This is a genomic window from Nosocomiicoccus sp. HMSC067E10, assembly GCF_001810835.1.
Lineage (GTDB): Bacteria > Bacillota > Bacilli > Staphylococcales > Salinicoccaceae > Nosocomiicoccus > Nosocomiicoccus ampullae_A.
This window is the reverse complement of record NZ_KV802780.1, coordinates 12,860-39,782: the sequence shown is the minus strand read 5'-3', so window position 1 is coordinate 39,782 and position 26,923 is coordinate 12,860. Positions and strand designations below refer to the sequence as shown.

The following is a 26,923-nucleotide window of genomic DNA, read 5'->3' as shown; positions in this document are numbered from 1 at the left end:
ATTATCATTTAATGTAATGCTCTATCTACACTTAATTATAATAATTTTAAATAAGAAATACAATAGATTAGACTAGATATTATTACTTTATTTTCAAACACCCTTTTATTCTAAGTATCAATATGTTAGTCTATATACTTGTGTATAAAAAAGGAGTGTTAAAATGACCGATAAAAGTAAGCAAAAAATATCACCAGTGTTTAAATACGCGTCAATTTTAGTACTAATTCTTGTTTTATTTGGTATGTTTATGCCAGCAAGATTCGGTGAAATGACTGGAGCATTAAGTAACTATATTACAGTTACTTTTGGTTGGTATTACATGATACTTGTTACGGTAATTATTTTATTTTCAGTATTTTTAATATTTAGTCCGATTGGAAAATTAAAACTTGGTAAACCGAATGACGAACCTGAATTCAGAACAATTTCTTGGTTAGCGATGTTATTCAGTGCCGGTATGGGGATCGGCCTTGTGTTCTACGGGGCATCAGAACCTATTTCCCATTATCTAGCACCACCATCAACTGACAGAGAAACTAAAGAAGCATTCATGGAGTCAATGCGTTCAACGATATTCCACTACGGATTCCATCCGTGGGCGGTATATGGAATCGTTGCGTTATCTCTCGCATACTTCCAGTTTAGAAAGAACGAAGATGGTTTACTGTCTAAAACGTTAAGACCTATTTTTGGAGACCGAGTAGATGGTCCATTAGGTACAGTCGTCGACGTACTTGCGGTATTCGCAACTGTTATTGGGGTTGCGGTATCTTTAGGTGTAGGTACGTTACAAATTAACGCAGGTCTGAATTATTTATTTAATGTGCCTCAAAATATTTTAGTACAGTTTGTCATTATTTTTGTTGTTACTATTCTATTCTTAGCGAGCGCTTGGAGTGGATTATCTAAAGGGATTCAATATTTAAGTAACATTAATATGTCACTTGCAGTACTATTATTAGTTGCTCTATTTTTCATAGGGCCAACGATCCTTATTTTAAATATGATGACAACAACTGCAGGATCTTACCTCGGAACTTTTTTACAAAACAGTTTCGACGTAGCCCCTCTCTATGAGCAAAAATCTGAATGGCTGAAAAGCTGGACCATTTACTACTGGGGGTGGTGGATCAGTTGGAGTCCTTTCGTTGGTATATTTATTGCACGTGTATCAAAAGGACGTTCAATTAGACAGTTTGTTATTGCAGTATTACTCGTTCCAACAATCGTAAGCTTAATTTGGTTTAGTGTATTTGGAACGACAGGAATTACTGTCGCTCAAAATTCAGACAGCATATTAGCGTTACCACCAGAAACACAGTTATTTGCGATATTTAATGAATTACCACTAAGTGTCGTACTTTCAACAATCGCAATACTATTAGTATCGATATTCTTTATTACATCAGCGGACTCAGCGACATTCGTTTTAGGTATGCAAACGTCATACGGAACGTTACAACCACCTAAAGGAATTAAAGTCATTTGGGGAGTATTACTGTCACTCATCGCATTTGTACTATTGCTCACGGGCGGTGACGAAGGTCTAGGCGCGTTACAATCAGCAGCAATTATATCTGCTTTCCCATTTAGTATCGTAATTATCCTGATGACAATTAGTTTTTATAAAGACGCAGATTTAGAAAGACGAAACTTAGGACTTACAATTACGCCAGACCAAGATAAGTTAGAAGAATATTACGAACACGTAGAAGAACATCCAAATACAGATATGGAAAGAGAAAATCCAGACAATGTATTCTAAAATTATCCTTACCGATTTTATATCGGTAGGGTTTTTTATTTTGTATCTATAAAAATTATATTCAACTTTCCAAGAATACATATTGTTTATTCACCATATAAGGGATATGATTATGAAAAATACATATTACGGAGTGATTCTTTCGTATGAAAATGTCTAAAAAGGATTTCTTTTTTAATATATTAAATGGGATGGCGATTGGTATCGTCGTTGCATTAATTTCTAGTGCATTACTCGGAGAAGTACTAAAGTTTTTTGGACGTTATTCTGATATCTTTATAACGATCGGTAATGCAGTAAGTTCATTTCAGTTAATTACATCTGTCATTATCGGTGTATTAGCGGGGATCAACTTAAAGTTTGACGGGATTCGCAGCGTAATTTTAGGAGGCGCAGCGTTAATTGGTTCTGGAGCGTTAGTGTTTGAAGAAACGGGTGTCCGTTTACAAGGAATGGGAGATCTAATTAACGTTTTAATTACGCTCATTATTGCAGCGGCTATTATCGTATTCATTGGCGATAAACTCGGATCTCTGAACATCGTATTTTTACCGTTTCTCGGTGGTGTCGTTCCCGGTTTAATCGGATTAATGATCTTACCGTACTCAAAACTTGTGACGACAAGTTTAGGTGAATTAATTGCGCACTTTACAGATTTAAATCCGCTTCTCATGACGATTTTAATTTGTGTATTTTACTCTGCATTTCTCGCAACACCAATTTCACTCGTTGCGATTGCGACTGTTGTCAGTCTCTCTGGACTAGCGAGTGGTGCAGCGAACTTAGGAATTTTAACAGCATGTATGACGTTTTTATTTGGCTCAATTGGAATTAACAACAAAGGTACGATCATCGCTCTCATCATCGGTACAGGTAAAATGATGATGCCAGTGTACTTCAAAAACCCAATTATCGCGGTTCCGTTAGTCATTAACGGAATTATCGTCGGTGCGACAGGTTACTTCATGAATGTACAAGGAACACCAATGTCAGCAGGTTTTGGTCACACAGGATTAGTTGGTCCAATTAACTCGTTAGCGTTAATGGACGGTAGTACGAGTATGAATATCGCTAAACTTACAGTGGCGTATCTCATCGTTCCTGTCATTGCTGCATTTATCGTCGATAAACTATGCTTAAAGTTTCTACCAAAATATACGAGAGAAATGTTCTTATTTAAACCATAAAAAAGACTGCAGCTCTGCTGCAGTCTTCTTTTAATTAAACGGATATGGCAATGGTCCACGCTGAGTACTCATCCATTTTAAATCTGTAAAATCTTCTAACACATATGGATTTCCGTAACGTCCCATACCACTATTTTTCACGCCACCAAACGGTATATTCGGAAAATCAAGAACCGTTTGTTCATTGACGTGTACCATACCACTTTCTATCTGTTCCGCATACTTCTGTCCTTTTTCAACATCTTCAGTAAATATCGCAGCCGATAGTCCGTAATCTGTATCGTTTGCAAAACGAATCGCTTCATCGTTAGAACGTGCTTTTATAATTAACGCTATCGGACTAAATAATTCAGTTTGTGCGATCTCACTGTCATTTTTAATATCTTTAAAGATAAATGGTGTGACAAAATTACCACTCACTTCACCTTCTAACACCATTTCTCCAGACGCTTTTGCCATTTCGATAAATTTCTTAGTTTTTTCAAGCTGTGTTTTATTAATAATCGGACCGATGATTCCAACTTTATTGTGTTCGACACTCATTTTTAAATTTTCAGTTGCCGCTTTAAATTTATCGATAAACGCATCATATACTGATTCATGAACGATGATTCGATTTACACTCATACATATTTGACCGGAATGTAAAAATTTCCCAGGAATTAACGCACGTACTGCATGATCTAAATTCGCATCATCCATAACGATAAAAGGACTATTCCCGCCAAGTTCTAGCGCTGTCGATATAAATCTATCGTTTGTTACTTTACGAATGTGTTTACCAACTGCAGTCGATCCTGTAAAACTAATCGCATTAATTTTCTCATGCGTAAAAAATACCTCACCAACAAGTTTCGGTTCAGTTAACACCATCTGAAAAACGTTACTCGGTACTCCCGCTTCTCTTAATAATACTGCCGGTATCGCCCCACTCACGATTCCTGTTTGAACGTCTGGTTTATGGACGACCGCATTGCCTAACGCTAGTGCTGGCGCAATTGTACGCATCGATAAATGTAACGGGAAGTTAAATGGCGCAACGGACGACACTACTCCTTTTGGTAAGCGGTAAATTAAATTTTTCTTACCTGGTATAAGAGATGAACGATTTCCAACATGTCCAATCTTTTCCACTAATTTTAACGATTCTCTTAAAATATTGATCGTCGCAACGTATTCAGCATTCGCTTTAACAAACGTACTTCCACTCTCTTTAATTAAGACGTCTATGATATTTTTTCTATGCTGAATAAATAATTTTATAAGGTTTTTAAGTACTTTCTTACGTTGTTTCGGATTGTGTTTCCATTCACTGTTATCCGCAACTTCAAATGCCTTGTTCGTTTGCTCTAAACTCGCGAGCGGAATTTCTGCAACCAACGAGTCGTCAAACGGGTTTAACGACTGAAATACTTCTCCACTGTCGCCTTCAACAAATTTTCCATCTATATAACTTTTATTTAAAGTTAAAAATATATTCATATCATCACTCCATTTTTATACTATACCCAAAAAATATTTTATTAATTCAAAACATATCTATTTACTAGGAATTAAAAATGTCCTATAATCGATTTATCAAAATTTTAAGAAGGATGTTATTCATGGACGCTACATTTATTATTATAAATCTAGTTGTATTTTTTGCGCTCCTTGTTGGAGTTTTTTTCATGCAAAAAAAGCATATTAAATTTTCATACCGCGTATTAATCGCACTCGGTATTGGTTTAGTATTCGGAGGAATTCTTCAGCTTCTATATGGTGCTGATTCATACGTTACGACTCAAACGACAGGTTGGATGGGCCTCATCGGAAATGGCTTCATTCGATTACTACGTATGATCGTTATTCCACTGATCTTCGTATCAATCTTAAGTGCATTTGCGAAATTAGAAGTTAGAGAGAAATTTTTAAAGTCTGCAGTTAAGGCGATTTCGATTTTACTCATTACCGTTGCAATTTCTGCGGTAATTGGTATTACGACAGCTATCGCATTTAACTTAGACGCTTCAAGTATTAATTTAGGGGAAGCTGAAAACGCACGTAGTTTAGATATTGAATCTACAGCTTCAGAAATTGAAGGGTTAACGTTACCAGAACAAATTACACAACTGATTCCAGCAAATCCATTTTTAGACTTTACAGGTCAGCGTGGTGCTTCGACAATTGCGGTCGTAATTTTCACAGCACTACTCGGATATAGTTTATTAAAGTTTAAAAAACACGATGAAGTACGTGCAAACAAATTATCAGAGGGGATTTTAATCCTCAACGATTTCGTCATGGAACTCGTTAAAATTATTTTACGCTTAACGCCATACGGAATTTTAGCAATTATGGCAAATACTGTTGCAACAAGTGACTTTAAAGCTTTAGTTGATTTAAGCTTATTCGTCGTGGCATCTTACGTTGCACTCATTGCGATGTTTATCGTTCATTTAATTATTATTGCATTTACAGGATTAAACCCAATCACTTACGTTAAAAAGACGGCTGAAGTGTTACTATTCGCATTTACGTCACGTTCAAGTGCAGGTGCGTTACCGTTAAATATTCAAACTCAAACGACACGCCTCGGTGTTCCGTCAAGTGTTGCAAACTTCTCTGCAAGTTTCGGATTATCGATTGGACAAAATGGATGTGCAGGAATTTACCCATCAATGCTTGCGATAATGGTTGCACCAGTTGCTGGAGTGAATGTTGACTTACAGTTTATACTCACGTTAATCGTCGTTATCGTAGTTACAAGCCTTGGTATCGCTGGTGTAGGAGGCGGTGCGACATTTGCTGCAATTATCGTTTTAAGTACGATGAACTTACCAGTCGCACTCGCAGCAGTATTAATTTCTGTTGAGCCGTTAATCGATATGGGACGTACAGCATTAAACGTTAGTGACTCTATGGTCGCAGGTACTGTAACAGCAAAAACTGACGGTACATTAGATAAAGACACTTACGATAATATGTCTTACGATGAACTTACAACTTCAAATATCTAACTCAATTTTACGGTTCGATGTTTTAAAACATATAAACCGGGTATATATCTAGTACTTCAGAAATGAAAGGTATGATATGAATGAGTAAATTTGAAGGTAAAGTAGATCAATTAAAAGGTAAAGCAAAAGAAACAGCTGGTAAAGCGTTAAACGATAAGAGTAAAGAATTCGAAGGTAAAGCAGATCAAGCTGCTGGTAAAGCGAAAGATGCAGTAGACAATGCATCTAAAAAAACAAAAGACCAAATCGGTAAATTAGGCGAATAATCGCACGACAAAAGGAGTTCCATTCGGAACTCCCTTTTTTATTTTTCGATAATTTCAATACTATTTTTCACCTCTGCCCAGTGGTTAACGGGACCATGTCCGTGACCAACTTCGATACCTTCTTCAATCGCGCTTTGGATAAAACTCTTCGCCGTAATAATTGACGTTTTTAGATCATTTCCTTTAGCAAGTTCAGATGCGATACACGCTGCGAACGTATCCCCTGTACCGTGTGTACGATTTGTATCGATACGTGTGCCGCGCATCCAAAACTCTTTATCTTTTAAACTGACGAAGTCTTCAGCATATGAATCATCACGGTGTCCGCCTTTAATAATGACGTTTTCTGCCCCTAGTGCTTTTAAGTAATTCGCCGCTTCAACCATATCTTCTCCAGATTGAATCGTTAAGCCTGTTAACACTTCCGCTTCTGGAATGTTCGGTGTAATGACCGTTGCAAGTGGTACTAATTCTGACTTTATTGAGTCGATTGCGCCGTCTTCGAGTAATTTATGACCACCTTTTGCTATCATCACGGGATCTAATATGTACGGTCCAAAATCGACTCTTTTTAAATTTTCTACAACACATTTTACATGTGCCTCACTTGCGAGCATACCTGTTTTACACGCACCGATTTTAAAATCATCTGCGAGAGAATCAAATTGTGCATCAATAAACTCTGTCGGTACATAATACGCGTCTTGTACGCCTTTTGTGTTTTGTGCAGTGAGTGCGACGACAATGCTCATTCCAAATACGTTACGCGCTTGAAATGTTTTTAAATCTGCTTGAATTCCTGCGCCACCTCCAGAGTCTGAACCTGCGATTGTAACTGCTTGTGGTGTTGAGTTAATCATCTAATTGTCCTCCAAAATATAATCTATTTTTTGTTTTAAACCACTTACTTTTTCTGCAACGTTTTCTGCTAACATAATTTCAGATACAATAGCTGCACCTTTTACTCCTGTGTCTTTTAATACGTCTATGTTTTCTTCTTTAAGACCACCGATCCCAACAGATGGCACGTTCGTATATTGAATGACCTCGACTAACGCTTCTTTCGACTGAACAATCGTTTCTTTTGTGTTTGTATCAAAGAATGCCCCGACGCCGAAATAATCTGCGCCACCTCTCTCTGCTTCTATCGCTCGAGTGGTTGTTTTTACAGTGACACCGAGTATTTTATCGTCACCTATAATTTGTCGAGTAATATGTACAGGTAGCTCGTCATCCCCGATATGAACCCCCGCAGCGTCAACTGCTAAAGCAATATCTACACGGTCATTAATAATAAGTGGCACGTTATATTTGTCCGTCACTTCTTTTACTTTAACGGCGAGATTATAAAACGCGTTTGTCGTTAACTCTTTTTCTCGTAGTTGTACGATTGTGACCCCATTTTTGCACGCTTCTTCAATGATCGATAAAAACTCATCATCGCTATAATCATAGCGTCCTGTCACTAAATATAAACTTAAATCGAATGTCATACGTATTCTCCTTTAACTTCTTTCGTCCAATCTGTATCTTTTAATAGAGATAACTCGTTTAATAAATGAAATCTAAATTCGTTAAGACCACGACTTTTCTCTGCTGCGACTTCACCGCAAATGTTAAAATAACTGACTCCGTTAATACATGCGTCTACAGGATGAAGACCACTACCTAAATTCGCAGCAACTAATGCACCGACAGTATCTCCAGTTCCAGTAAATTGACCGTTATATTCAACGCCATTCGATAGTTTCACTACATGATCTTTACTGACGATAATATCGACTGGACCTGTCGCTAAGAAGACTGTGTTTTCATGCTCTAGTGTTTTATCTTTTAACGCGTCGATTAATTCCTCTAAACGGTCCGCTTTCGTATCCTCTTCACCAGCATCTACCCCTCGGCCATGGCTCTTCAGTTTACAAAAAGCACGCATTTCAGACATATTGCCTTTTACTACTGCCGGCTTAAGATCAACAAGTGCGTCACCAATACTATTTCTAAACTGACTGACGCCGTATCCGACTAAATCAACAACGACTGGCTTTTTATGAGAATTCGCACGCTTCGCTGCATGTACTAAATGTGTCGCTTCATTGTGTGGTAGGCGCGCTAAGTTAATAAACAACGCGTCTACGGCTTGAATTACTTCATCTTGTTCATCAATATGAGCGGCCATAATCGGTTTTGCACCGACATAGAGTAAACTGTTTGCGATCATTTCTATAGAAATCTGATTCGTAATACAGTTCACGAGCGGGCTCGATTGAAGCGGAAAACTCGGTTTAAAATCCAACAAAAAAAGCACTCCTTAATTATTTTCATAATTTCGGAGTGCTCAAAGAAGCCCTAAACATTTGTTACCTACGCCAGCATTATCTGTACAGGTTCAATGGGTATAATCTCAGCCACAAAAGTAGCACCCCGAAATGTCTATATTATTTTCTTAAGTATAACACATCAGTCGTCATTCATTGGATAATTTTGTCAATCGAATGCGGTATTTTCTTTAATATTAAGTTCACACCAGAGTTATTGATGTGCGTTGTAGATACTAAGTTCCCGTATAATTTCATAGTATCTAACACACCAGCTTTAGAGATTACCGAAAACTCGGGGTATGTAATCTTTATACCGCCAAGCTCGTCGACTTGTAGAATCCCCTTTTCAATAAGCGTCTTCACTAAAGGTGAAGCGTTGTTTTCATCGGCTAAATTTTCGCCACTTAAGTTTGGACCGACCGCACTCACCATAACGTCTGCTGAATAACTACCATCTTCAGAGTTGATAACAAACTCGTCATCATAACTAATATCTTTTACTCCCGATACGTAAGTTAATTGTCCTGCTTCAATTAGTTCTACGATTTTTTCAGCTGTCATTTTCGGAAATGGTCCTGTTAATTGACCGTGTATGCCTTTTAGATGCTTCATATAATATTTTTTATCTTCTAACGATAAGTCATTCCACACTTCTCGTAATACCTCGGACAATGCGTCTGCAATTTCTTGAACGACACCGAGCGTATCTAAATGGTCGAGTTGATATGTGAGAGAATCGAGGACTGGCATGTCATTGAGCTCTGTTAAAAGATGAAAATCTATACCTTGCTTCTTCGTTTCTTCTTTAAATATATCGACGATTGTTTGAATCGTGATGTCTCTATTTTGTTTTAGCGCTTCTACGTCGATATCGACTTCCGCTTCATTTCCTCTAATGAAGGGCACTGTGCCACTTCGTGACGTCACTAATATATCGTTTTTATAGTTATTATGATGTAAATACATAATAATATCGAGCGACGTTAAGTTTGTCCCAATCACCCCGACAGATTTTGCATTTAATAACACGTCACTATTGCGTTCTATCGGAAACGGTGTACTAATATATTTTTCAATTTCTTTTAAATCATAAATATCCGTTTGAGGTAACTGACCGATACATAAGTGTACGATATCGACTTCGTATGTTTCATCTGCATGTATGATATACGTCTTTTCTATTACATCGATATCATCGACGACTGACGGTACAAACGTCACTCGGTTATCTTTTATGTAATCTAAAAATACGTCTTTAGAATACTCACCAAATTCTGGTCGCGTAATAAATTCATGCTGTAATAAGTCCGGATCATGTTTCTTTAAATATTTGACGTATTCTTTTTTATCATCCCACGGTGCGAGTGTCATCTTTTTTAGTCGCTGATTGAGTAGCAGTGCGTCATCATCTGGACCGAATGGATATCCAGTCCCTGCAGCATTTGAATCATCGAATATATAAATTTCCATATCAGGATTATCGATATGGTCAATATAGTAGCGAAGTGTTCCGATGCCGGCCATGCCTGCACCGACAATTGCGATTTTCATATAGAACCTCATTTCTAACTGTTTCATTACTCATACCCGTTTCTCATAATAAAAACTCCTGTCTAGAATGAGATGCACCCCTAAAGTTGGACACTAAAATCCAACTTTAGGGGTGTTTTTGTATGAAGTATAAAAAGCATAGCTTTGAATTTAAGGTAAAAGTAGTTAATGAACTACAAAAACCCACCTGAAATTCGTTGGTATAAGTCGCATGGCGAGCAGTATCATGCAAAATTTATGCTTCATAACAATGGTGAGGAATCCACATTAATTCTAGGCTCATCTAACTTTACAAGACGTAACTTGAAAGACTTAAACTTAGAAACAGACCTTATTGTGAAGTCAAATTCGGACAGCGAAGAAATGATTGCTATGAACGAATACTACAATAGACTTTGGAACAACGAAGATGGTATTTACACGCTCGATTATGAAGAAGAAAGAGAAGATAGTGTTATGAAAACAATTCTCTACAGAATTCAAGAAAGGCTAGGTCTTTCCACATTTTAGGGATAGTTATCTTACATAGTTCTTTTTATTAATATGCTCATGCTAAATAGATATAGAATCACTAGACGATCTAAGTTCATTAAAAATAACACTTGTAAATACAGATACACGTAGTAATCACGAGAGTATACTAAAAACAAACACGTATATCGCAAAATAGGAATAAACTTCCTATGTTTATCCCTATTTTTATTTGGCAATATTAATAGTTTTCGATATAATTACACTGAATCAATTAGATTAAGGAGAAAATGCTAATGAGATTTCTATTGATGTTATGTTTACTAACATTAACTCTTTCTGCTTGTAGCCAATCACAAGAAAATCCTGAAGAGATTGTCGTTGAGCGAAAGAATAGTTCAGAACAAGACAAACAAGTAATAGACAAAAAGAAAGATAAAGATAATGAGAGCAATAAAAAAGCAGATATGAAAAAAGATACTAAGGATAAGTCAAAAGAGAAACAGTCTTATGAAAATCTAACTGTTAATGACATCGTTGCAATGGCGCTTAAAGAAGATTCAATCAGCGACATTAGTATAACTGCTGATGATTTGTTATCTGGCTCTTATGAACATAGCGCACCTAGTTTTACTTCAGTTGAACAAATAGACCGTTTACTATTAAGTCCCATGGATTATCATATTTCCCCTGGCTTGACTAAAAATCAAAAAATTTATTCAGTATCTCCACCAAAAACAAACGCTCAATCTATAATAATTATAGATGAAGAAACAAATGAAATTGTCATAACAGGAACTCAACAAACTTTGTCTTATGCAGAATTCAGAGAAATAGGATATGTGTTTAATATTAAAGATCTATTTGACAAATACTACGATGATGATTTAGAAAAGATATCACAAAAAATTGTTTTAACTAATGAAATGACTTACGAAGATTACTCAAAAGAAGATATCATCGCTCTAGCGTGGCTGACATATTTTTACAATGATGAAACAATAGATTCGATTCCAGTAGATCCGACAACGCCTTACCTCACATATAGTGATATGAGTAATGAGCCACTAAATCCCTATAATATAGATAGTACTGTCGCGCTACCGGAAGGAACGACACATATTCATGCTGAAGTGCTCGCTGATGGACAAGTGACTTTTATCGATAACAAAGATGGTACATTTACGTATTATTTCGTGCCTTCACATTTTCAAGATCGAAGATGGCTAGATGATGATAATTACTCACTCAACGAATCTAAGAGAATTATTAATGAGGCAAAAGTTTTACCTATCCTTGAAGTTCCTTACGATATCTTGAAATCCTACAGCATTATCGTACAACCATCAGAGTATTGATTTTTACATTTTCTATAATTATGTAAATAAAAAAATACGGTAAATGATTCTTGAATCATTTACCGTATTTTTGTTTTATTCGTCCTCTGTATGAGTAAAATATCTCTCCTTATAAGAATCCGATTTGGATAATGAATAATACCGCAAACACATATATTAAAGGATGAACTTCTTTACCTCTACCTGCAACGAGTTTGAGTAACGGATATGTGATAAATCCGAGCGCGATTCCCGTTGCGATACTTGCCGTAAATGGCATCGTTAAAACGATAATAAACGTTGGGAATGCGTCATCAAAACGCGACCAATTGACTTTCGCTAATCCCGTCATCATAAAGCTACCAACGATTATAAGTGCTGGTGCTGTAATTGCAGATAACGCTGAAATAGATTCAATAATCGGTGAAAAGAATAACGTTAACATAAATAGTACCGCTACGACTAACGTCGTAAGCCCAGTACGTCCACCGACTTGAACACCTGATGATGATTCGATATACGCACTTGACGGTGTCGAACCAAACGTCGCACCAACTGTCGTTGCGACCGCATCTGCCATTAACGCCTTTTTAGCACCTGGTAGTTCGCCGTTTTTCATAAGACCTGCTTGTTCAGCAACACCGATCATCGTACCTGTCGTGTCGAATAGTGTTACAAGTAAAAATGCGAATACGACTGAGTATAACGATTGACTAAATACTCCGCCTAAGTCGATATCAAAAAATACTGGTGACGGAGGCGTAGATACGACACCATTATCGATGTGAAGAAGTCCAGTCACGTAACCGATAATTGCCGTTACGAGCATCCCGATAAATAATGCACCTTTAACGTTACGCGCGACAAGAATTAACGTCAGTAATAACCCAACGACTGTCAGTAACGTGACAGGTGACGTAATATCACCAAACGCAACGAGCGTCCCTTCATCTGCTACAATAATGCCAGACATTTTTAAACCAAGTGAAGCAATAAATAAACCAATACCACTCGCGACCCCGACTTTTAACGGTGTTGGAATCGAGCGGATCAGTGTTTCACGAAGTGACGTAAATGTTAGCAGTAAAAATATTACCCCTGCAAAAAACACTGTTCCGAATACCGCTTGATATGTAACACCTTCGGTGAATACGACCGACACAAAATATGCGTTCATACCCATACCTGGCGCGATTGCGATCGGATAATTCGCCCATAACGCCATAATGAGCGTACCGATAACTGCAGAAATCACTGTCGCAATAAATACTTGGTTAAACGGTACCCCAGCTGCTGATAAAATCGCTGGGTTTACGATGACGATATACGCCATCGTAAGAAACGTTGTCAGACCCGCAATTAACTCCGTACGGACGTCTGTCCCACGTTCATGTAACTTAAAGAATTCATTCATAATTATATTCTCCCTAATGATTAAACTAACATACTAATTTTACGCTTCATTCGCTTAGTCGTCTAGAGGTTCTCACTACTTCACGATCACAACTGGTATTTTTGATTTCTTCGTGACTTGATGACTCACGCTTCCGAGCATCATCTCTTGGAATGCGTTTAACCCTCTTGAACCGATAACGACAACGTCATAAGTACCTTCGTTTGCGATTGCTACTACTTTTCGGATCGGATTCCCCGATTCTAAACGGAGTTGATAATTTACATTGTTTGAATCATATAATTCAGTAATTGGCTGAAGCACTTTAATATGTTTCTCTTTTATATCTTTCTCGCCAGGTTCGTCTTGTAAAAAGTCGTATTTCACCGCTTCAGTTTCTAATACACTTAACACTGTTATGACGCTTTCTTCACTTCTAAAATTTAACGCTTCTTTTGCAGCGCGGAAACTATAATCCGAGCCGTCTGAAGCGAGTAGTATTGATTTATACATCATCGTGCACTCCTTTTTGTATGAGATGAGACTCTTCTATCGTAGTTCGTGTTATAAACTTATCATAACTGTTTTTAGATAAATGTGTCACGTACACTTGATTGTGTGTTTTTAGTTGATGAACAATCTGTTCAATCGCCTCTAATCCAGCGTCATCGTAAATTCTCGAGTCGTCGAAATTTAAGTAAATCGTACGACCTTTATCGTTTAAATCGATATGGTCCATCATCGATTCAATTGACGCGTAAAAAATATTCCCCGACACTTTATACGTAACTACGTCTCCATCTTCTTTAGTCACTGTAACGTTCGATATTTTTCTTAAGAAGAATAACGCACTTAAAAGCACCCCGAGAATGACCCCGACTGCTAAGTTATTCGTTAAGACGACTGCTACAACTGTAACGAGCATTACGAAAATATCGCTCTTTTCAGCGTACTTCACGTATTTAAACGTGCCCCAGTCAAACGTCTTTAACGCGACCATTACCATAATTGCCGCGAGTACAGACATCGGAATCTGAACCATAATATCGCCTAAAACGAGAATCATAAACATTAAAAACGCACCTGCAGTAAACGTCGAAAGACGTGTTGTACCACCGTACTCAACACTTACGACTGATTGTCCGATCATCGCACAACCACCCATTCCACCGAAGAAACCTGTAATAATATTTGAAATCCCTTGTCCGCGAGATTCCTTATTTTTGTTACTCATCGTACCTGTCGCATCATCGACGATTTTAGCTGTCAATAAACTCTCAACGAGTCCGACAATCGCCATAGAAATCGAATACGGTAAAACGATGAGTAGCGTTTCTAACGTATACGGCACATTCGGAATAATGAATTCAGGTAGAGTGCGTTTAATCTCACCTAAATCACCAACTGTTTTAATATCTGCACCAAAGATAATATATACACTCGTTAAAATGACAATCGCAAATAGTGGTGCTGGAATCGTCTTAACAAAACGCGGTGTAATATAAACGATCAGTAACGTGACAGTGACATATATGTATGTCGCAAATGATATATTAAAAATATGCTCAAGTTGTGCCATGAATATTAAAATCCCAAGTGCGTTCACAAAACCAATCATGACGGAATTCGGTATAAACTTCAGTAAAGATCCGACTTTTAGCAACCCAAAAATCACTTGGATAATCCCCATCACAATCGTTGCGAAGATTAAATAATCAACACCATACTCCTTAACAAGTGGGCTCACTAAAAGCGCAATCGCACCGGCAGCTGCAGAAATCATCGCCGGGCGCCCACCTAAAAACGAAATCGAAATCGCCATAACAACCGACGCGTATAATCCAACCATCGGTTCGACACCTGCAATAAAAGAAAAAGCAATCACTTCTGGAATTAACGCAAGTGAGACGACAATCCCTGCCAATATATTTTGAAGCGGCTGATTCAGCCACTCGGCTTTTATTTTTTCTACCATAGTAACCTCCAGTTTCCAAACATCTATTATAATGGAAATAACAGTATAGTTGCATGTAAAATCTGCTATATTATAATTTAAGAAGAAAACACACAACATATAATGTGAGGTGGTAATTTTTGAAAAAAGTATTATTCGCATTCGCTTCACTTTTACTCATACTCGCTGCGTGTAGTAAAAAAGACGTTGCTGAAACTGAGAAGCCTAAAAACGAAGTCGAGCGTTCGCACCAAGAAGCAGAATCTGATACAGAAAAAGACAAAGAAGAAACTGAAACAAAAGAAGACACACCCCTAATCGCATTTGAAGACTTAACGACAGAACATCTATTAGCAATGACGATTTACGATCAACAAGTGATCGACGAATTTAACGAATACGTATTACCAACAGTAGACGAGATATTCGCTGGAGAGTATTCGCGTCCTCTTTACCCTGGTGGTGAAAGCGCTGACGTAACAAATAAAATACCAGAAGTCAGTATAATAAGTGTAGACGTCACTTACGTACTCGTAGATACACCACAAGATCCACTCACATTCTACGTCGTCAACCCACCAAGCATGGGTGGAATGTCCGTATTTGCAGTCGGAGAAACATACACGTTACTCTACTCATCACTCGGAGAACTTACGTACCAAGAAGCATTAAACTATGGCCACAAATATAACATTAAAGAATTATACGAAAAGCATAAAAACAACGAAAACATATTAAACCTCATTGAACGAATGAACAGCTATGAAAACATGGAAGCGTATTACAAAAAAATAGATTCTATATATGGAGAATAAAAATACATTTAAAAATTACTACATTCTAACTGAAGGAGTTTCAATCATGCGTTCAAACGTTAACTTTAACACGAAGATTATTCATAACTGTCAGACAGAAAAAGAAGCGGGCGCAATCGTTCAACCGATTGTTCCTGCTGTTGCATACTCATTTGACTGTACAACTGATGCTCAGCATGCGACAAAATGTGCATCTGAAATTCATTACGGTCGATACGGTAATGAGACGACTAAGCAATTAGAACAAAAAATTGCGAGTCTAGAAGAAGCAGACGATGCACTTGCAGTAAGTAGCGGCATGGCAGCAATTAGTATCGCACTACTCTCACAACTAAAATCAGGTGACCACGTACTCGTTACAAAAGACTTATACGGCGGTACGTACAGTTTCTTAACAAAAATCGCAAGCCGATATAACATCGAATACGACTATATCGACTGCACTGATACAAATACAATAGAACAACATATTAAAGACAATACAAAAGTGATTTTTATAGAAACACCATCCAACCCGACGTTAACAATATTAGACATAGAAGCAATATCACACGTTGCAAAGAAACATCACTTAAAAGTCATTATCGATAACACGTTTATGTCACCATACTTACAGCGCCCACTCACACTCGGCGCAGATATCATTGTACATAGCGCAACAAAATACTTAAACGGTCACGGCGACGTCGTTGCAGGTCTCATTTGTGGATCAAACGAAGACATCGCATTTATGCGTCAAAACATCATGGGAGAACTCGGGCAAAACTTAAACGCGTGGGATGCGTTCTTAATCCTCCGTGGGATTAAAACATTATCCGTACGAATGGATAGACACTGTGAAAATGCAAAAGCAGTATTTCACTACCTAAACACACATCCATTCGTCAAAAACGTCTATTTCCCGGGTGATGAAAACCATCCACAAAAAGAAATTATAGAGAAACAAATGGCAGACAGTGGTGCAGTCGTATCATTTGAAATCGATGGAGATTCAACGATGGCAGAAGCACTATTAAACCATTTAAAACTCATCATCATATCATTCAGCCTAGGTGACCCAGAAACACTCATCCAACACCCAGCATCCATGACACACTCAGCAATACCAGTGGAAGAGTTAAAAGAATTCAACCTAACAGAAAGCCTCATACGTTTGTCCGTTGGACTTGAAGCGGCAGAAGACATTATCAACGACTTAGATCAAGCGTTTGATAAGGTGAAAGAAGAGTTTGGGAAGTAAATAACATTAAAAAACTCCGTTAAAATTGGATTTAAATCCCATTTAACGGAGTTTTATATTATAAGTATTATAGTAATACTGTTTTAATTCTATGCTTGATGTAATTTGGTACATTATCTTCATTAATTAACCCCGTAAGCACTTAATTTTTTCTCTGTCAGTACAAATATCAGTATAAATCCAACAACAATATTTGCACTTTGGAAAATTATAGACCATGTAAATATGGAGTCACTTAATAGACCTATTAACGATAGAATATCGATTATGATAAAAGGTACAAATATAGTTGAAACTATAAAGAATACTTTATACATCAATTCAAAAGCTGTCTTTTGTGCGAGATTCCAGTTATGATCATTAGCCAAAGCCTTCTTAGTTCTATAACCTACAAAGTTATTTGCTTTTTTAATAGGTTCATCTCTTAGAAATTTACCAATTAAACATAAAATAATAGTTGCATTAATTAACATAATATCATTACCTTTCTTCAATAACTTGCGACATCAGGATTACGATTGCAAATTATCAAGTTGATAGTTGTTTACCTGATAAGCAATTATCGAGAGTGCAAAAATATATAACACTTTATGCAACAAATATATCATTTAACAAAATTATTTATACACACCAATACACCAAACACGTTGAAAATTTAAATATCTTTTTCTAATCTCGACAACGCATATTTTTCTATATACTCATCTACTTGTTCCCTAGAAACAAAACCATCTGATTCATCTTCTACAATCGCAAATTCACGATATTTTTCTTTAACTAGTTCGGGATACTCGATTTCTGTTACTTTTGATTTTGTAGCTAATTTTTTTAATTTTTCGATCTCATTTGACATTGATATATCACCTTTTTATATAATAATTATTTTTAATCTACTTTAAAACCTAATGTATTAATTGTAATTTGTCAAAAATTTAATTTATTTAATTAAATAATTACTCCTGTACGACCCTATTGTACCTAGTTCTTTTTTGACGTGTACTTTTTCTCACTTGTTTTTTAACTTCTTCATTAACTTGCGATGTAAGGTTTCCTATCGGAAAGCACCACGTAATCATTTTCTATTGATAAGCAATTATCGAGAGTGAAAAAATTCATAACAATAATTTGAGGTTAAGAGTTACACTTGCAATACCAATATCCAATCCAATACTGTACATAACATCACCTCAAATAGTTTAATATTACTCATAATTATACCAATTAAATACAAAGAAACCAGTATTCATAAGAGAATACTGGTTCCTTTGTTCCCCTATTCTCCAAACAGATCTGTAAAGTTTTCACCACCGAGGCTTTCTACTACTTTAGATAGTTCGTTTAACTTCTCTCTGAATGCTTCTGATGTTTTCAACTGTTCCGGTAATTCATTGACACGTACAAATTTTAGCTCGTCCGCAGCTTTTTTATACACTTCGACTTCTAGTTTACTTGACGGATATTCAGCCTCTACTTCTAGCTTGTAGTGCACATTTTCATCCGTTAGTGAAATGACGATTTCTAACTCGTCTTCTCCGCCTGAAACTCCTTCGTTAAAAAGTTTAGACTCTAACTCGCTTTCTATGATTAGAAAGTTGTTATTGTCCGCTTCCTTTACAGAAATATCAAAAAGAATGTCTTCTAACTCTCGGAGTAGCCCTCTGACTTTTCGTCTATTCGTTAATTGTTCACTCATAATGATGCCTCCTTTTTATATTCCCCTCTCTTATTATTATACCAAATTTTACATATTGATTATATTTTTAAATGTATAGTTTATTCACTCTGATATAATATAATTAAAAGTTTTTAGAGGTGGATTATGAAGAAAATAATTTATGTAATGATGTTATTTACACTTGTTTTAGTCGCATGTAGCAAAACTCCTGTTCCCACTCAAGACAACATGGTTGAACGAAAGGATAATTCGAATGTTGAAGAATTCGATGAATCGACTAAAGATGACTCAAACAAAGATGATTCTGTAGAGGATTCTAAACAAGAAGAAAAGAAAGACGAACCGTTAATTAAAAGAGAAGAACTTACTAGAAACCAGATTCTCGCAATGACTTGGTTTGACCAAATCCCTATTGAAGATGACAATTATATATTGCCCGATGCAAATGATGTAATTCAAAATAAATATATATATAAGCTGTATATGCCAGATAGAAGTATTGAATATAAAGAATTAACAGGGGTTAAAAAGATTGGACTCATTCCATATGTTAATCGTGGATTTGATTTAGCCTATCCTTATGAGGTCGATATATATTTAGTTCTTCCTAAGTCAAATTCGCATGGTGATGCTTACTTTTCCATTGGAGAAGAATATGTAGTATTAGTAACAGCTCAGGAAGCTCCTAGATATGAATATACGAAACCTAATGAACATGGTCTTACTCTAGCTTCAGAATATCGTATCGATGATTTATATGAAAAGTATAAAGATGATGAACGAATCTTACAGCTTGCAAATATGTTTGAAGAGTATCATGATCATGATGAGTATTTCAAAAATAACCCTGAAGCTAACCCACATAATAAGAATTAAAACAAGCCCTACACCTAAAATATAGGTGTAGGACTTAATTTTATGCAATCTGCCATGGATATGGATCTTCTAATGTGTTCCAGTCTTGTTCCATTTCTTTTGTGTTGATTAAGCATTCATCTAATTGTTTTGTGATTGCTTCTTTGTCTAAGTCGATTCCAATGAATACGAGTTCGTTTCTTCTGTCTCCGTATTCTGGATCCCACGTTTGTGCCATTTCTCTATTTTCTGCTAATATTTGACGGCGTGTTTCTGTAGGCATCGCTGCTACCCAGTAGCTCACTGGTTCGATTCCAACACTTCTTCCTGCTTGTGATACCATGATTGCAAAGTCATTTCTTGACGCGAGCCATGCGAGTCCTTTTGCACGGACGATGTTTTCTGGCATTTCTTGTAAGAAGTCATCAAAGCGTTTTGCGTTGAATGGTAATGTGCGTTTATATACGAAACTTGAAATACCGTATTCTTCTGTTTCTGGTGTATGGTTTTCATGTCCCATTTCGAGCTCTCTTAACCATCCTGCAGATGATGCAGCTTTTTCGTAGTCAAAACGTCCTGTGTTTAACACTTTTTCGAGTGGTAATTCTGCGTTCACTGTTTCAATAATTTCCGCTTCAGGTTGTAACGTACGAATTGTACGTTTTAATTGTGATAACTCATCTTCAGATACTAAGTCTGTTTTATTTAATACGATGACGTCACAAAACTCGATTTGGTCGATGAGTAAGTCACTCACTTCACGCTCGTCGACTTCGCTCATTCCTTCTTGGCGATCGAGTAGTGTTTCACCTGAGTTATAGTCATTCCAGAATCGATATGCGTCTACTACTGTGACCATCGTATCGATGTAAGTCGTTTTTGTTAAGTCGATACCGAGTGATTCATCGACATATGAAAACGTCTGTGCAACTGGGACTGGCTCACTGATACCTGTTGATTCGATTAAAATGTAGTCGATATCTTGTTTAGATAACTTTTCAATTTCTACGAGTAAGTCCTCGCGTAATGTACAGCAAATACATCCGTTAGAAAGTTCTACAAACTTTTCATCTGTACGACTTAAGCTACTTCCATTCGCAATTAAGTCTGCGTCGATATTAATTTCACTCATATCGTTTACAAGTACTGCTACTTTTAAGCCTTCTGTATTGTTTAAAATGTGGTTCATTAGCGTCGTTTTACCCGCTCCGAGGTAACCGCTAAGTATAGTTACTGGTATTCTTTTCATTTATAAATCTCCTAAATCGTAATTGTTACGTTCTATATAATAACATGTTTGAAATTTTTAAGTCAATGATTCGCTCATAATAAAAGAGCCTTACACTACTTCGTAGTATAAGACTCTATCTCTTTTAATTATGCGTTTGTTTTAAGTAATTGTTCATGAGTTCGACTAACTCCGTTGCATCGTAACCGACTGCGATATTTGCGTTTACGTTAATGCCCGGTAATCCCATGTTTTCGTTTGCTTTCGCCATCTTTTTAGCAAAGTCTGACAGATTGCGTAGCGTCTCATCTGGATTCTTTAATTGAACATTCACAAATTGCTGTCCGCTCATTTCAGCATGTTGAATTTGACTGACTTCACTCCATTCAATTAACTGATCATTTGTCGCCATGAGTGATGAATAATCGTAAAATCCTTTGTCGTTAATAACGAGTAACGTATCTCCTGAACGGTACATTTTAATCGTAGCAATTAGACCCGCGAGAGAAAAACCGATCCCTGCTCCACCTATGATTGATAGTAATAAGCTTTCTTTATTTAAACCATAGAGCAGTATAAATACGCTTAGACCGATAAAGGCAATCGAGAATAAGATTAGCATCGTTACTTTCTTTTTGCTCTTTTTAATGACAATTTCTCCCATAAGATTCACTCCTTTTAGCTGATAAAAAATATTTACCCAAAGAGTGTTGAAAAATAACATTAATAAAAAAGACTGTAGATTAAATCTACAGTCTAATAACTTACTATTTAAAAGTTTTTATTTGATTTATCTATCAAATCTATCTTGGTCTTTTTCTACATTAACATTACCATCCGTTTGAACGTCTAGTTCTTCACGTCTAACGTTGTCTTCAAAGTGTTCAGTATCTGTAACACGACGTTTACCTACTTCTACTTCTTCAGTGACTACTGATTTTTTATCAACGTCTACTTGTTCTTCTGTTAATGGAATAGAGTAATCTTCGTCATGGAAGTCTCCATCTTTAGCTTCTCTACCGTCTTCAACTTTATGGCGTTCAATTACAACTTCGTCATGTTCAACTGGAACGTCAATTGACTCTCTGTCTTCAACTACGTTTTTAGAAACGTTTACTTGACCACTTTCAACTTCACGTTTATTAACGTCAAGTTGCTCTTCTTTTAATTCTACATTTTGTGTGTCAGCGTCTGCTACGCGGCTACGGTCATTCACGTCTCTATCTTCATAAGCACCACCAACTGGTGCTGCGCCATCTACTGCGTTAGCCTCTGAAACATTTCCACGTTCACCGTCTACTACAACGAGCACCTTACCTGCATCAATATCTGAACGGTAATCTGCTAACACATCGCCGTCTTGTCCAACACGATGTTCATAGTCATCTTCAACTGTAAATGCATTTACAATTTTGTCCCAGAATGACTCGTCTTCATGGTTTACACCATTTGCTCCTTCTGCTGAAGTAACGTCTACACCTGAATTATTTACAAATGTATCACGTGTTGATTCGTTTGCTACTAATCTAATTTGGTCTTCTCTGTAACCTTCTGCTTTTAACCCTTTAACTGCTTCTAATGCTTCTTCTGATGAATTATAACTTCCTTGTACAAAACTCATTATAATCTTCCTCCTATGTTTACCTTGATGGTAATCATTATTTTAATTGTTAAGATTATATGCCTATCGTATGTTGTTAATTAAAGTATGCCCGTTTAAATTTTTCTTAAACATCTTTTTTAATTTTTCAAATTATTCTCCCTCAACAAGTAGTTCTTCTGCTAGCTCTACAATGTAACGAAGTTTGTTCCACTGTTCTTCTTCAGTGAGTAAATTACCATGGTGCGTTGAAGCGAAACCGCATTGCGGTGATAAGCAAATTTGTGATTTCGGTATAAATTGACTCGCTTCTTCGATTCTTTCTTTTATTGTTTCTTTGTCTTCAAGTTCACCGTGTTTAGAGGTAAATAATCCAAGCACTACTTTTGGACCGTTGTTTGGAATATAATCTAGTGGTTTAAAGTCTCCGGATCTGTCATCATCATACTCTAAGAAGAATCCATCGACTTTCTCTTTTTTAAATAATGTCGGTGCGATTTTTGCATAACTGCCTTCGAATGCGTGTTTTGAACGGTAGTTACCACGGCATAGATGCGTTGTGATGACGAGATCATCTGGTTTTACTTCTAAAATAGAGTTCACGACATATAGCGCTAGATCAATTGCTTCTTGTCGACTTAATTCAGTATCTCCCCATAAGTAATCTTCTGCATTAAGTCCTGCGATGTACACATCGTCAAATTGTAAGTAACGACAACCCGCTTCATAAAATGCCTCGACTGCATCTTGATATGTTTTTATAATATCGTCTGCATAGTCTTTAATATTTGGATAGATAGACTTATCGCGAATACCTTCGTTAAATAGTTGGTTCGGGCTTGGGATCGTTTGTTTTGCGACTGCACGTCCGTTTACTATTTTCTTAAACAATTTAAACTCTTCGACGTGAGGGTGGTTTTTGTTAAACGAAATTTTACCGTTATTTCGAATGTTCCACGCTTCTGTAACTTCACCGACGAACGTGTATCCTTGTTCTGGCTCGTACCCTTCAACACCATTTAATTGTTCTAAAAAGTCTGTGTGCCAAAATCGTCTTCTGAATTCTCCATCTGTGACTGCTTTTAACCCTACTTCGATTTGTTTATCGACAACTTTTTCAATTTCTTCTGTTTCTATTTTAAATAATTCTTCTTTAGAAATATTGCCTGCTTTAAAATCTTTTCGTGCGTTATGAATACGTTCTGGTCTAAGTAAACTTCCTACGTGATCTGCTTTGAATGGTCCTTTTGTCATATTAAACATCTCCTAATTTTTAATTTAATTTTTCTTCAACTCGTTTTTCATCATGTCACTTTCGATTTTAATCGCCCCATTTTAAATAGCTGCCAATAAAAAAACGCCCTTTGAATTATACAATTCAAAGGACGCTATATACGTGTTACCACCTTACTTTATGCATTTCTTGCGAAATACACCTCACAGGTACGGCGTAAATATACGCTTATACCCTGGCTTTGTAACGGAAGCAACCGATTAACTCTTACTTTAAAGAAAGTTCGAATCAATGCTTTAGAGGCCATTTTCAAAATAATTCCAACCGTCTTTTCTCACCAACCAAAGACTCTCTGTAACGTCTTCGTTACTTTTACTTTCCTCATCAACAGCTTTAATTTATTGTTGTGAATAACTATAGCACATACTAGAAATTAAAATCAATACAATTTTTAAAATTATCTGAAAAATTAAATACTGTTCAATATTAGAGCGCGTACTAGTTCATCGTCAGTCCACCATCTACTGTAATGTTTTGCCCTGTCACACTTTTCGCTTCATCTGAAGAAAGGAATGCGACCATATTTGCAACATCATTTGGTGTTGTCACTTGTCTAAGTGGTGTATTATTCGCTATTAAATCAAACACCTCATCTGTCGTAACACTCGAAGCATCCGTTGTTTTTAATAACCCACCAGACACCATGTTTGCACGAATTCCATGTTGACCGAGTTCACTTGCGATATTTCTAGTCATACCGAGTAAACCAGCTTTTGCGCTCGTGTATTCATGATATGGTACGACCGGGTTTTGGAAGAGGTTCGTACCGATATTAACAATCGAACCGCTTTTTTGTTCAATGAAATGTTCAATCACACTTTGACTTACGTTAAATGCTGCTTTCATCGTACCTTCTAATTGCTGTTCGTAATCTTCCCAATCTAAATCTTTAAATGCTTTTTGTGCGACTGGATCGAACTTAAATCCAATTAAAGCATTATTAACAATGCCGTCGATACGACCAAATTTTTCAATCGCCGCTTCAACCATTTGGTCAACTTCTTCACGGTTTCTAACATCTGCTTTATATGCGATTGCTTTGTCCTCTCCTAATTCTTGTACCTTTTTCTCTGCTAATTCCTTACTCTCGTTATAATTAATAACGACGTTGTAACCTTTAGCGCTTAACGCATCAACAATTGCTGCACCTAATCCACGTGCGCCACCTGTGACTAAAATTGTCTTCATACCAATACTCCTTTAATATTTTTCATATAAAAAATACACCTTCCAATTAGGAAGGTGCACAAAGAAGAATTGCACGCAGCAATCCGTTATGTATATGCACACTTTCCTACGCTAGTTTAAACTAGATCAGGTTCAAAGGGTCTGAGTAAACTCATCTCAATTTATTTCTAAATTCCCCTAGTGTATCTCTTATATTAACTTTAATATACAAAACGCTTTCAACTACGTCAATTGTTTATAACATTTCTAAATCATCATTCTGTCACGGCATACGTCGGCTTGTAATGTGATATATCTTCTTCTAACGGTATCTCGTCTCTACGCGCGCGTTTTGCTGCAATAAAGAACGCTGCTGTTAATACAACTGTTACAACAGTCGCACCGATATACGACACGTTCATTGGTAAGTTAAATCCGATTTTGGCGTTTAAAATATAAGTCGTCGTCGCCATTAACATAAATATACCTGGAATGAGTGCAATCCAGTAGTTTTTCTTACTGACAAATAAGTACATCGCTCCAACAAATAGTGCGATGACTGCTGTCGATTGGTTCGCCCATGAGAAGTAGCGCCATAATATATTAAAGTCCATTTGTGTTAAAGCGATTGAAATGACGAACATCGGTAAAGCAATCATTAGACGTTTACTAATTTTAGATTGCCCAATGTTAAAGTAGTCTGCAATGATCATACGTGCACCACGGAATGCAGTGTCTCCTGACGTGATTGGTAAAATGATTACCCCTAAAATTGCGAGTGTTCCACCAACTGCCCCTAACATCGTCGTTGCGATTTCACTTACGACAACTGCCGGTCCACCTGAAGCGAGTAATTCGTTTAAGTTTTCACCTGAGAATAAGCTCATACCTGCTGCTGCCCAGATCATTGCGATAATTCCTTCTGCGATCATCATACCATAGAAAATTTTACGACCTTGGCCTTCTTTTTCAGTCGTACGCGAAATAATTGGTGACTGAGTTGCGTGGAATCCAGATAACGCACCACATGAAATCGTTAAGAATAATAACGGGAAAATCGGAAGGTTTTCCGGATGTAAATTTTGTAGTGTGATTTCTGGGATCGGGGCACCTTTTATAATTAATCCGCCACCAATACCAATCGCACTGATGAGAAGTAATAGACCGAAAATCGGATAAAATCGACCGATGATTTTATCGATTGGTAACAGTGTCGCTAAAATATAGTACGCAAATATCAGTACTAAAATAACTGTTAACGCAATCTTTCCATTCATTAAATTGTATAGTAAGTCTGCAGGTGCGGATACAAACACTGTTCCAACGAGCACTAATAGCAATAACGAGAACGCGTTTACGACGTGCTTCATCACTTTTCCTAAAAATTTACCTGCAAGCTCTGGTAAATGTGCACCACGGTTACGAATAGAGATCATCCCTGTTAAGTAGTCGTGTACACCACCAGCAAAGATAGCACCGATGACGATCCAAAGGAATGCAACCGGCCCGTAAAGCGCGCCCATAATCGGACCAAAAATAGGTCCGACTCCTGCGATATTTAATAACTGTATAAGAGAGTTTTTTCTCGTATTCATCGGCACATAGTCAACACCGTCACTATGCGTATACGCAGGTGTCGGACGTTCTTTTGGCATAAACACGCGTTCAACGTATTTACCATAAGTAAAGTAACCGATAATTAATAAAACTATACTAACTAAAAATGTAATCATATTTTGTCTCCCTTTCTGAAGTTTTATAAATCTAGTATATCGAATATACAATAATAAAGATAGCGTTTTCAA

General features: G+C 36.8%; 26 protein-coding genes, 2 riboswitches and 1 other annotated feature. Of the genes, 9 read left to right on the top strand and 17 right to left on the bottom strand.

The genetic code is table 11. The annotated features are described in order from the left end of the window. Nucleotides 1-163: 163 nt before the first annotated feature. Both HMPREF2767_RS08110 and HMPREF2767_RS08105 read left to right on the top strand, forming a co-directional pair. A complete protein-coding gene (locus HMPREF2767_RS08110) occupies nt 164-1,768 on the top strand; it encodes a BCCT family transporter (protein WP_070623843.1) in 1,605 nt (534 codons plus the stop codon). A gap of 146 nt (nt 1,769-1,914) precedes the next feature. After that, nucleotides 1,915-2,955: a PTS sugar transporter subunit IIC gene (locus HMPREF2767_RS08105; RefSeq protein WP_070623840.1), complete on the top strand. Its 1,041-nt coding sequence runs from the start codon at nt 1,915-1,917 to the stop codon at nt 2,953-2,955. Nucleotides 2,956-2,985: 30 nt separating this feature from the next. Here the strand turns inward: HMPREF2767_RS08105 and HMPREF2767_RS08100 are convergent, their stop codons facing one another. Beyond that, complete coding sequence (locus tag HMPREF2767_RS08100) at nt 2,986-4,437, bottom strand: aldehyde dehydrogenase family protein (protein ID WP_070623837.1); 1,452 nt, start codon at nt 4,435-4,437, stop codon at nt 2,986-2,988. A 122-nt stretch (nt 4,438-4,559) separates the two neighbouring features. On the opposite strand from HMPREF2767_RS08100, the gene HMPREF2767_RS08095 reads away from it, so the two are divergent. Next, entirely contained in the window at nt 4,560-5,954 is a 1,395-nt protein-coding gene (locus HMPREF2767_RS08095; RefSeq protein WP_070623832.1) for an L-cystine transporter, read from the top strand. 80 nt (nt 5,955-6,034) lie between these two features. Continuing rightward, entirely contained in the window at nt 6,035-6,220 is a 186-nt protein-coding gene (locus HMPREF2767_RS08090; RefSeq protein ID WP_040928447.1) for a CsbD family protein, read from the top strand. 38 nt (nt 6,221-6,258) lie between these two features. On the opposite strand, the gene thiD is transcribed toward HMPREF2767_RS08090, so the two are convergent. The 4 genes from thiD to HMPREF2767_RS08070 form a co-directional block, all read right to left on the bottom strand. After that, nucleotides 6,259-7,080 carry a bifunctional hydroxymethylpyrimidine kinase/phosphomethylpyrimidine kinase gene (thiD, locus tag HMPREF2767_RS08085; protein ID WP_070457090.1) on the bottom strand — a complete coding sequence of 274 codons (822 nt, stop codon included), beginning with the start codon at nt 7,078-7,080 and terminating at the stop codon, nt 6,259-6,261. After that, nucleotides 7,081-7,713, bottom strand: a complete 633-nt coding sequence (gene thiE / locus HMPREF2767_RS08080; RefSeq protein WP_070623829.1) for a thiamine phosphate synthase — start codon at nt 7,711-7,713, stop codon at nt 7,081-7,083. It abuts the gene before it with no gap. Continuing rightward, a complete protein-coding gene (locus HMPREF2767_RS08075) occupies nt 7,710-8,516 on the bottom strand; it encodes a hydroxyethylthiazole kinase (protein WP_070623826.1) in 807 nt (268 codons plus the stop codon). The genes thiE and HMPREF2767_RS08075 overlap by 4 nt, the downstream gene beginning before the upstream one ends. Nucleotides 8,517-8,559: 43 nt before the next feature. Continuing rightward, nucleotides 8,560-8,654, bottom strand: a riboswitch (TPP riboswitch). A 34-nt stretch (nt 8,655-8,688) separates the two neighbouring features. Further along, on the bottom strand, nt 8,689-10,089 hold the full coding sequence (locus HMPREF2767_RS08070) for an FAD/NAD(P)-binding protein (protein WP_070623823.1): 1,401 nt from the start codon (nt 10,087-10,089) through the stop codon (nt 8,689-8,691). A gap of 168 nt (nt 10,090-10,257) precedes the next feature. Between HMPREF2767_RS08070 and HMPREF2767_RS08065 the strand changes: the two genes are divergently transcribed. Further along, nucleotides 10,258-10,599 (top strand): phospholipase D-like domain-containing protein, encoded by a 342-nt coding sequence (locus tag HMPREF2767_RS08065; protein WP_070623820.1) that lies wholly within the window; start codon nt 10,258-10,260, stop codon nt 10,597-10,599. A 257-nt stretch (nt 10,600-10,856) separates the two neighbouring features. Continuing rightward, nucleotides 10,857-11,918 carry a hypothetical protein gene (locus HMPREF2767_RS08060; protein ID WP_070623818.1) on the top strand — a complete coding sequence of 354 codons (1,062 nt, stop codon included), beginning with the start codon at nt 10,857-10,859 and terminating at the stop codon, nt 11,916-11,918. 109 nt (nt 11,919-12,027) lie between these two features. On the opposite strand, the gene HMPREF2767_RS08055 is transcribed toward HMPREF2767_RS08060, so the two are convergent. From HMPREF2767_RS08055 to HMPREF2767_RS08045, 3 genes are all read right to left on the bottom strand, one after another. Then, entirely contained in the window at nt 12,028-13,311 is a 1,284-nt protein-coding gene (locus HMPREF2767_RS08055) for an NCS2 family permease (RefSeq protein ID WP_210391814.1), read from the bottom strand. Between the two features lie 75 nt (nt 13,312-13,386). Further along, nucleotides 13,387-13,803 carry a universal stress protein gene (locus HMPREF2767_RS08050; RefSeq protein ID WP_070457097.1) on the bottom strand — a complete coding sequence of 139 codons (417 nt, stop codon included), beginning with the start codon at nt 13,801-13,803 and terminating at the stop codon, nt 13,387-13,389. Further along, on the bottom strand, nt 13,796-15,265 hold the full coding sequence (locus tag HMPREF2767_RS08045) for a SulP family inorganic anion transporter (RefSeq protein WP_070623813.1): 1,470 nt from the start codon (nt 15,263-15,265) through the stop codon (nt 13,796-13,798). The genes HMPREF2767_RS08050 and HMPREF2767_RS08045 overlap by 8 nt, the downstream gene beginning before the upstream one ends. 119 nt (nt 15,266-15,384) lie before the next feature. Here HMPREF2767_RS08045 and HMPREF2767_RS08040 point away from each other — a divergent pair, with 119 nt between their 5' ends. After that, entirely contained in the window at nt 15,385-16,059 is a 675-nt protein-coding gene (locus tag HMPREF2767_RS08040; protein WP_070623810.1) for a hypothetical protein, read from the top strand. Beyond that, entirely contained in the window at nt 16,049-17,299 is a 1,251-nt protein-coding gene (locus tag HMPREF2767_RS08035; RefSeq protein WP_371440766.1) for a trans-sulfuration enzyme family protein, read from the top strand. Before HMPREF2767_RS08040 ends, HMPREF2767_RS08035 begins: the two co-directional genes overlap by 11 nt. Before the next feature lie 122 nt (nt 17,300-17,421). Here HMPREF2767_RS08035 and HMPREF2767_RS08030 read toward each other — a convergent pair whose 3' ends face one another. From HMPREF2767_RS08030 to HMPREF2767_RS08020, 3 genes are all read right to left on the bottom strand, one after another. Beyond that, nucleotides 17,422-17,772 carry an SdpI family protein gene (locus HMPREF2767_RS08030; protein WP_070623803.1) on the bottom strand — a complete coding sequence of 117 codons (351 nt, stop codon included), beginning with the start codon at nt 17,770-17,772 and terminating at the stop codon, nt 17,422-17,424. Nucleotides 17,773-17,954: 182 nt separating this feature from the next. Continuing rightward, the gene (locus tag HMPREF2767_RS08025) at nt 17,955-18,152 is read right to left on the bottom strand and encodes a hypothetical protein (protein WP_070457102.1); all 198 of its coding nucleotides are present in this window, start codon (nt 18,150-18,152) and stop codon (nt 17,955-17,957) included. 420 nt (nt 18,153-18,572) lie between these two features. Next, a complete protein-coding gene (locus tag HMPREF2767_RS08020) occupies nt 18,573-18,992 on the bottom strand; it encodes a hypothetical protein (protein ID WP_070623800.1) in 420 nt (139 codons plus the stop codon). 210 nt (nt 18,993-19,202) lie between these two features. Between HMPREF2767_RS08020 and HMPREF2767_RS08015 the strand changes: the two genes are divergently transcribed. Next, nucleotides 19,203-19,850, top strand: coding sequence for a hypothetical protein (locus tag HMPREF2767_RS08015; protein WP_148129014.1), 648 nt, complete (start codon nt 19,203-19,205; stop codon nt 19,848-19,850). Nucleotides 19,851-19,890: 40 nt separating this feature from the next. Here the strand turns inward: HMPREF2767_RS08015 and HMPREF2767_RS08010 are convergent, their stop codons facing one another. From HMPREF2767_RS08010 to HMPREF2767_RS07985, 6 genes are all read right to left on the bottom strand, one after another. Beyond that, complete coding sequence (locus HMPREF2767_RS08010) at nt 19,891-21,078, bottom strand: GTP-binding protein (protein WP_070457105.1); 1,188 nt, start codon at nt 21,076-21,078, stop codon at nt 19,891-19,893. Between the two features lie 124 nt (nt 21,079-21,202). Continuing rightward, nucleotides 21,203-21,721, bottom strand: a complete 519-nt coding sequence (locus tag HMPREF2767_RS08005) for an STM3941 family protein (RefSeq protein WP_070457106.1) — start codon at nt 21,719-21,721, stop codon at nt 21,203-21,205. A 126-nt stretch (nt 21,722-21,847) separates the two neighbouring features. Further along, a complete protein-coding gene (locus HMPREF2767_RS08000; RefSeq protein WP_070457107.1) occupies nt 21,848-22,678 on the bottom strand; it encodes a DUF2382 domain-containing protein in 831 nt (276 codons plus the stop codon). Nucleotides 22,679-22,810: 132 nt separating this feature from the next. Continuing rightward, nucleotides 22,811-23,920, bottom strand: coding sequence for a 5-methyltetrahydropteroyltriglutamate--homocysteine S-methyltransferase (locus tag HMPREF2767_RS07995; protein ID WP_371440531.1), 1,110 nt, complete (start codon nt 23,918-23,920; stop codon nt 22,811-22,813). Between the two features lie 115 nt (nt 23,921-24,035). After that, nucleotides 24,036-24,288: a binding site (T-box leader), on the bottom strand. A gap of 101 nt (nt 24,289-24,389) precedes the next feature. Then, entirely contained in the window at nt 24,390-25,139 is a 750-nt protein-coding gene (locus HMPREF2767_RS07990) for a 3-oxoacyl-ACP reductase (RefSeq protein ID WP_040928465.1), read from the bottom strand. 86 nt (nt 25,140-25,225) lie between these two features. After that, nucleotides 25,226-25,328: riboswitch (TPP riboswitch) on the bottom strand. A 65-nt stretch (nt 25,329-25,393) separates the two neighbouring features. Continuing rightward, the gene (locus tag HMPREF2767_RS07985; RefSeq protein ID WP_070457109.1) at nt 25,394-26,851 is read right to left on the bottom strand and encodes a carbon starvation CstA family protein; all 1,458 of its coding nucleotides are present in this window, start codon (nt 26,849-26,851) and stop codon (nt 25,394-25,396) included. Between the last annotated feature and the right edge of the window lie 72 nt (nt 26,852-26,923).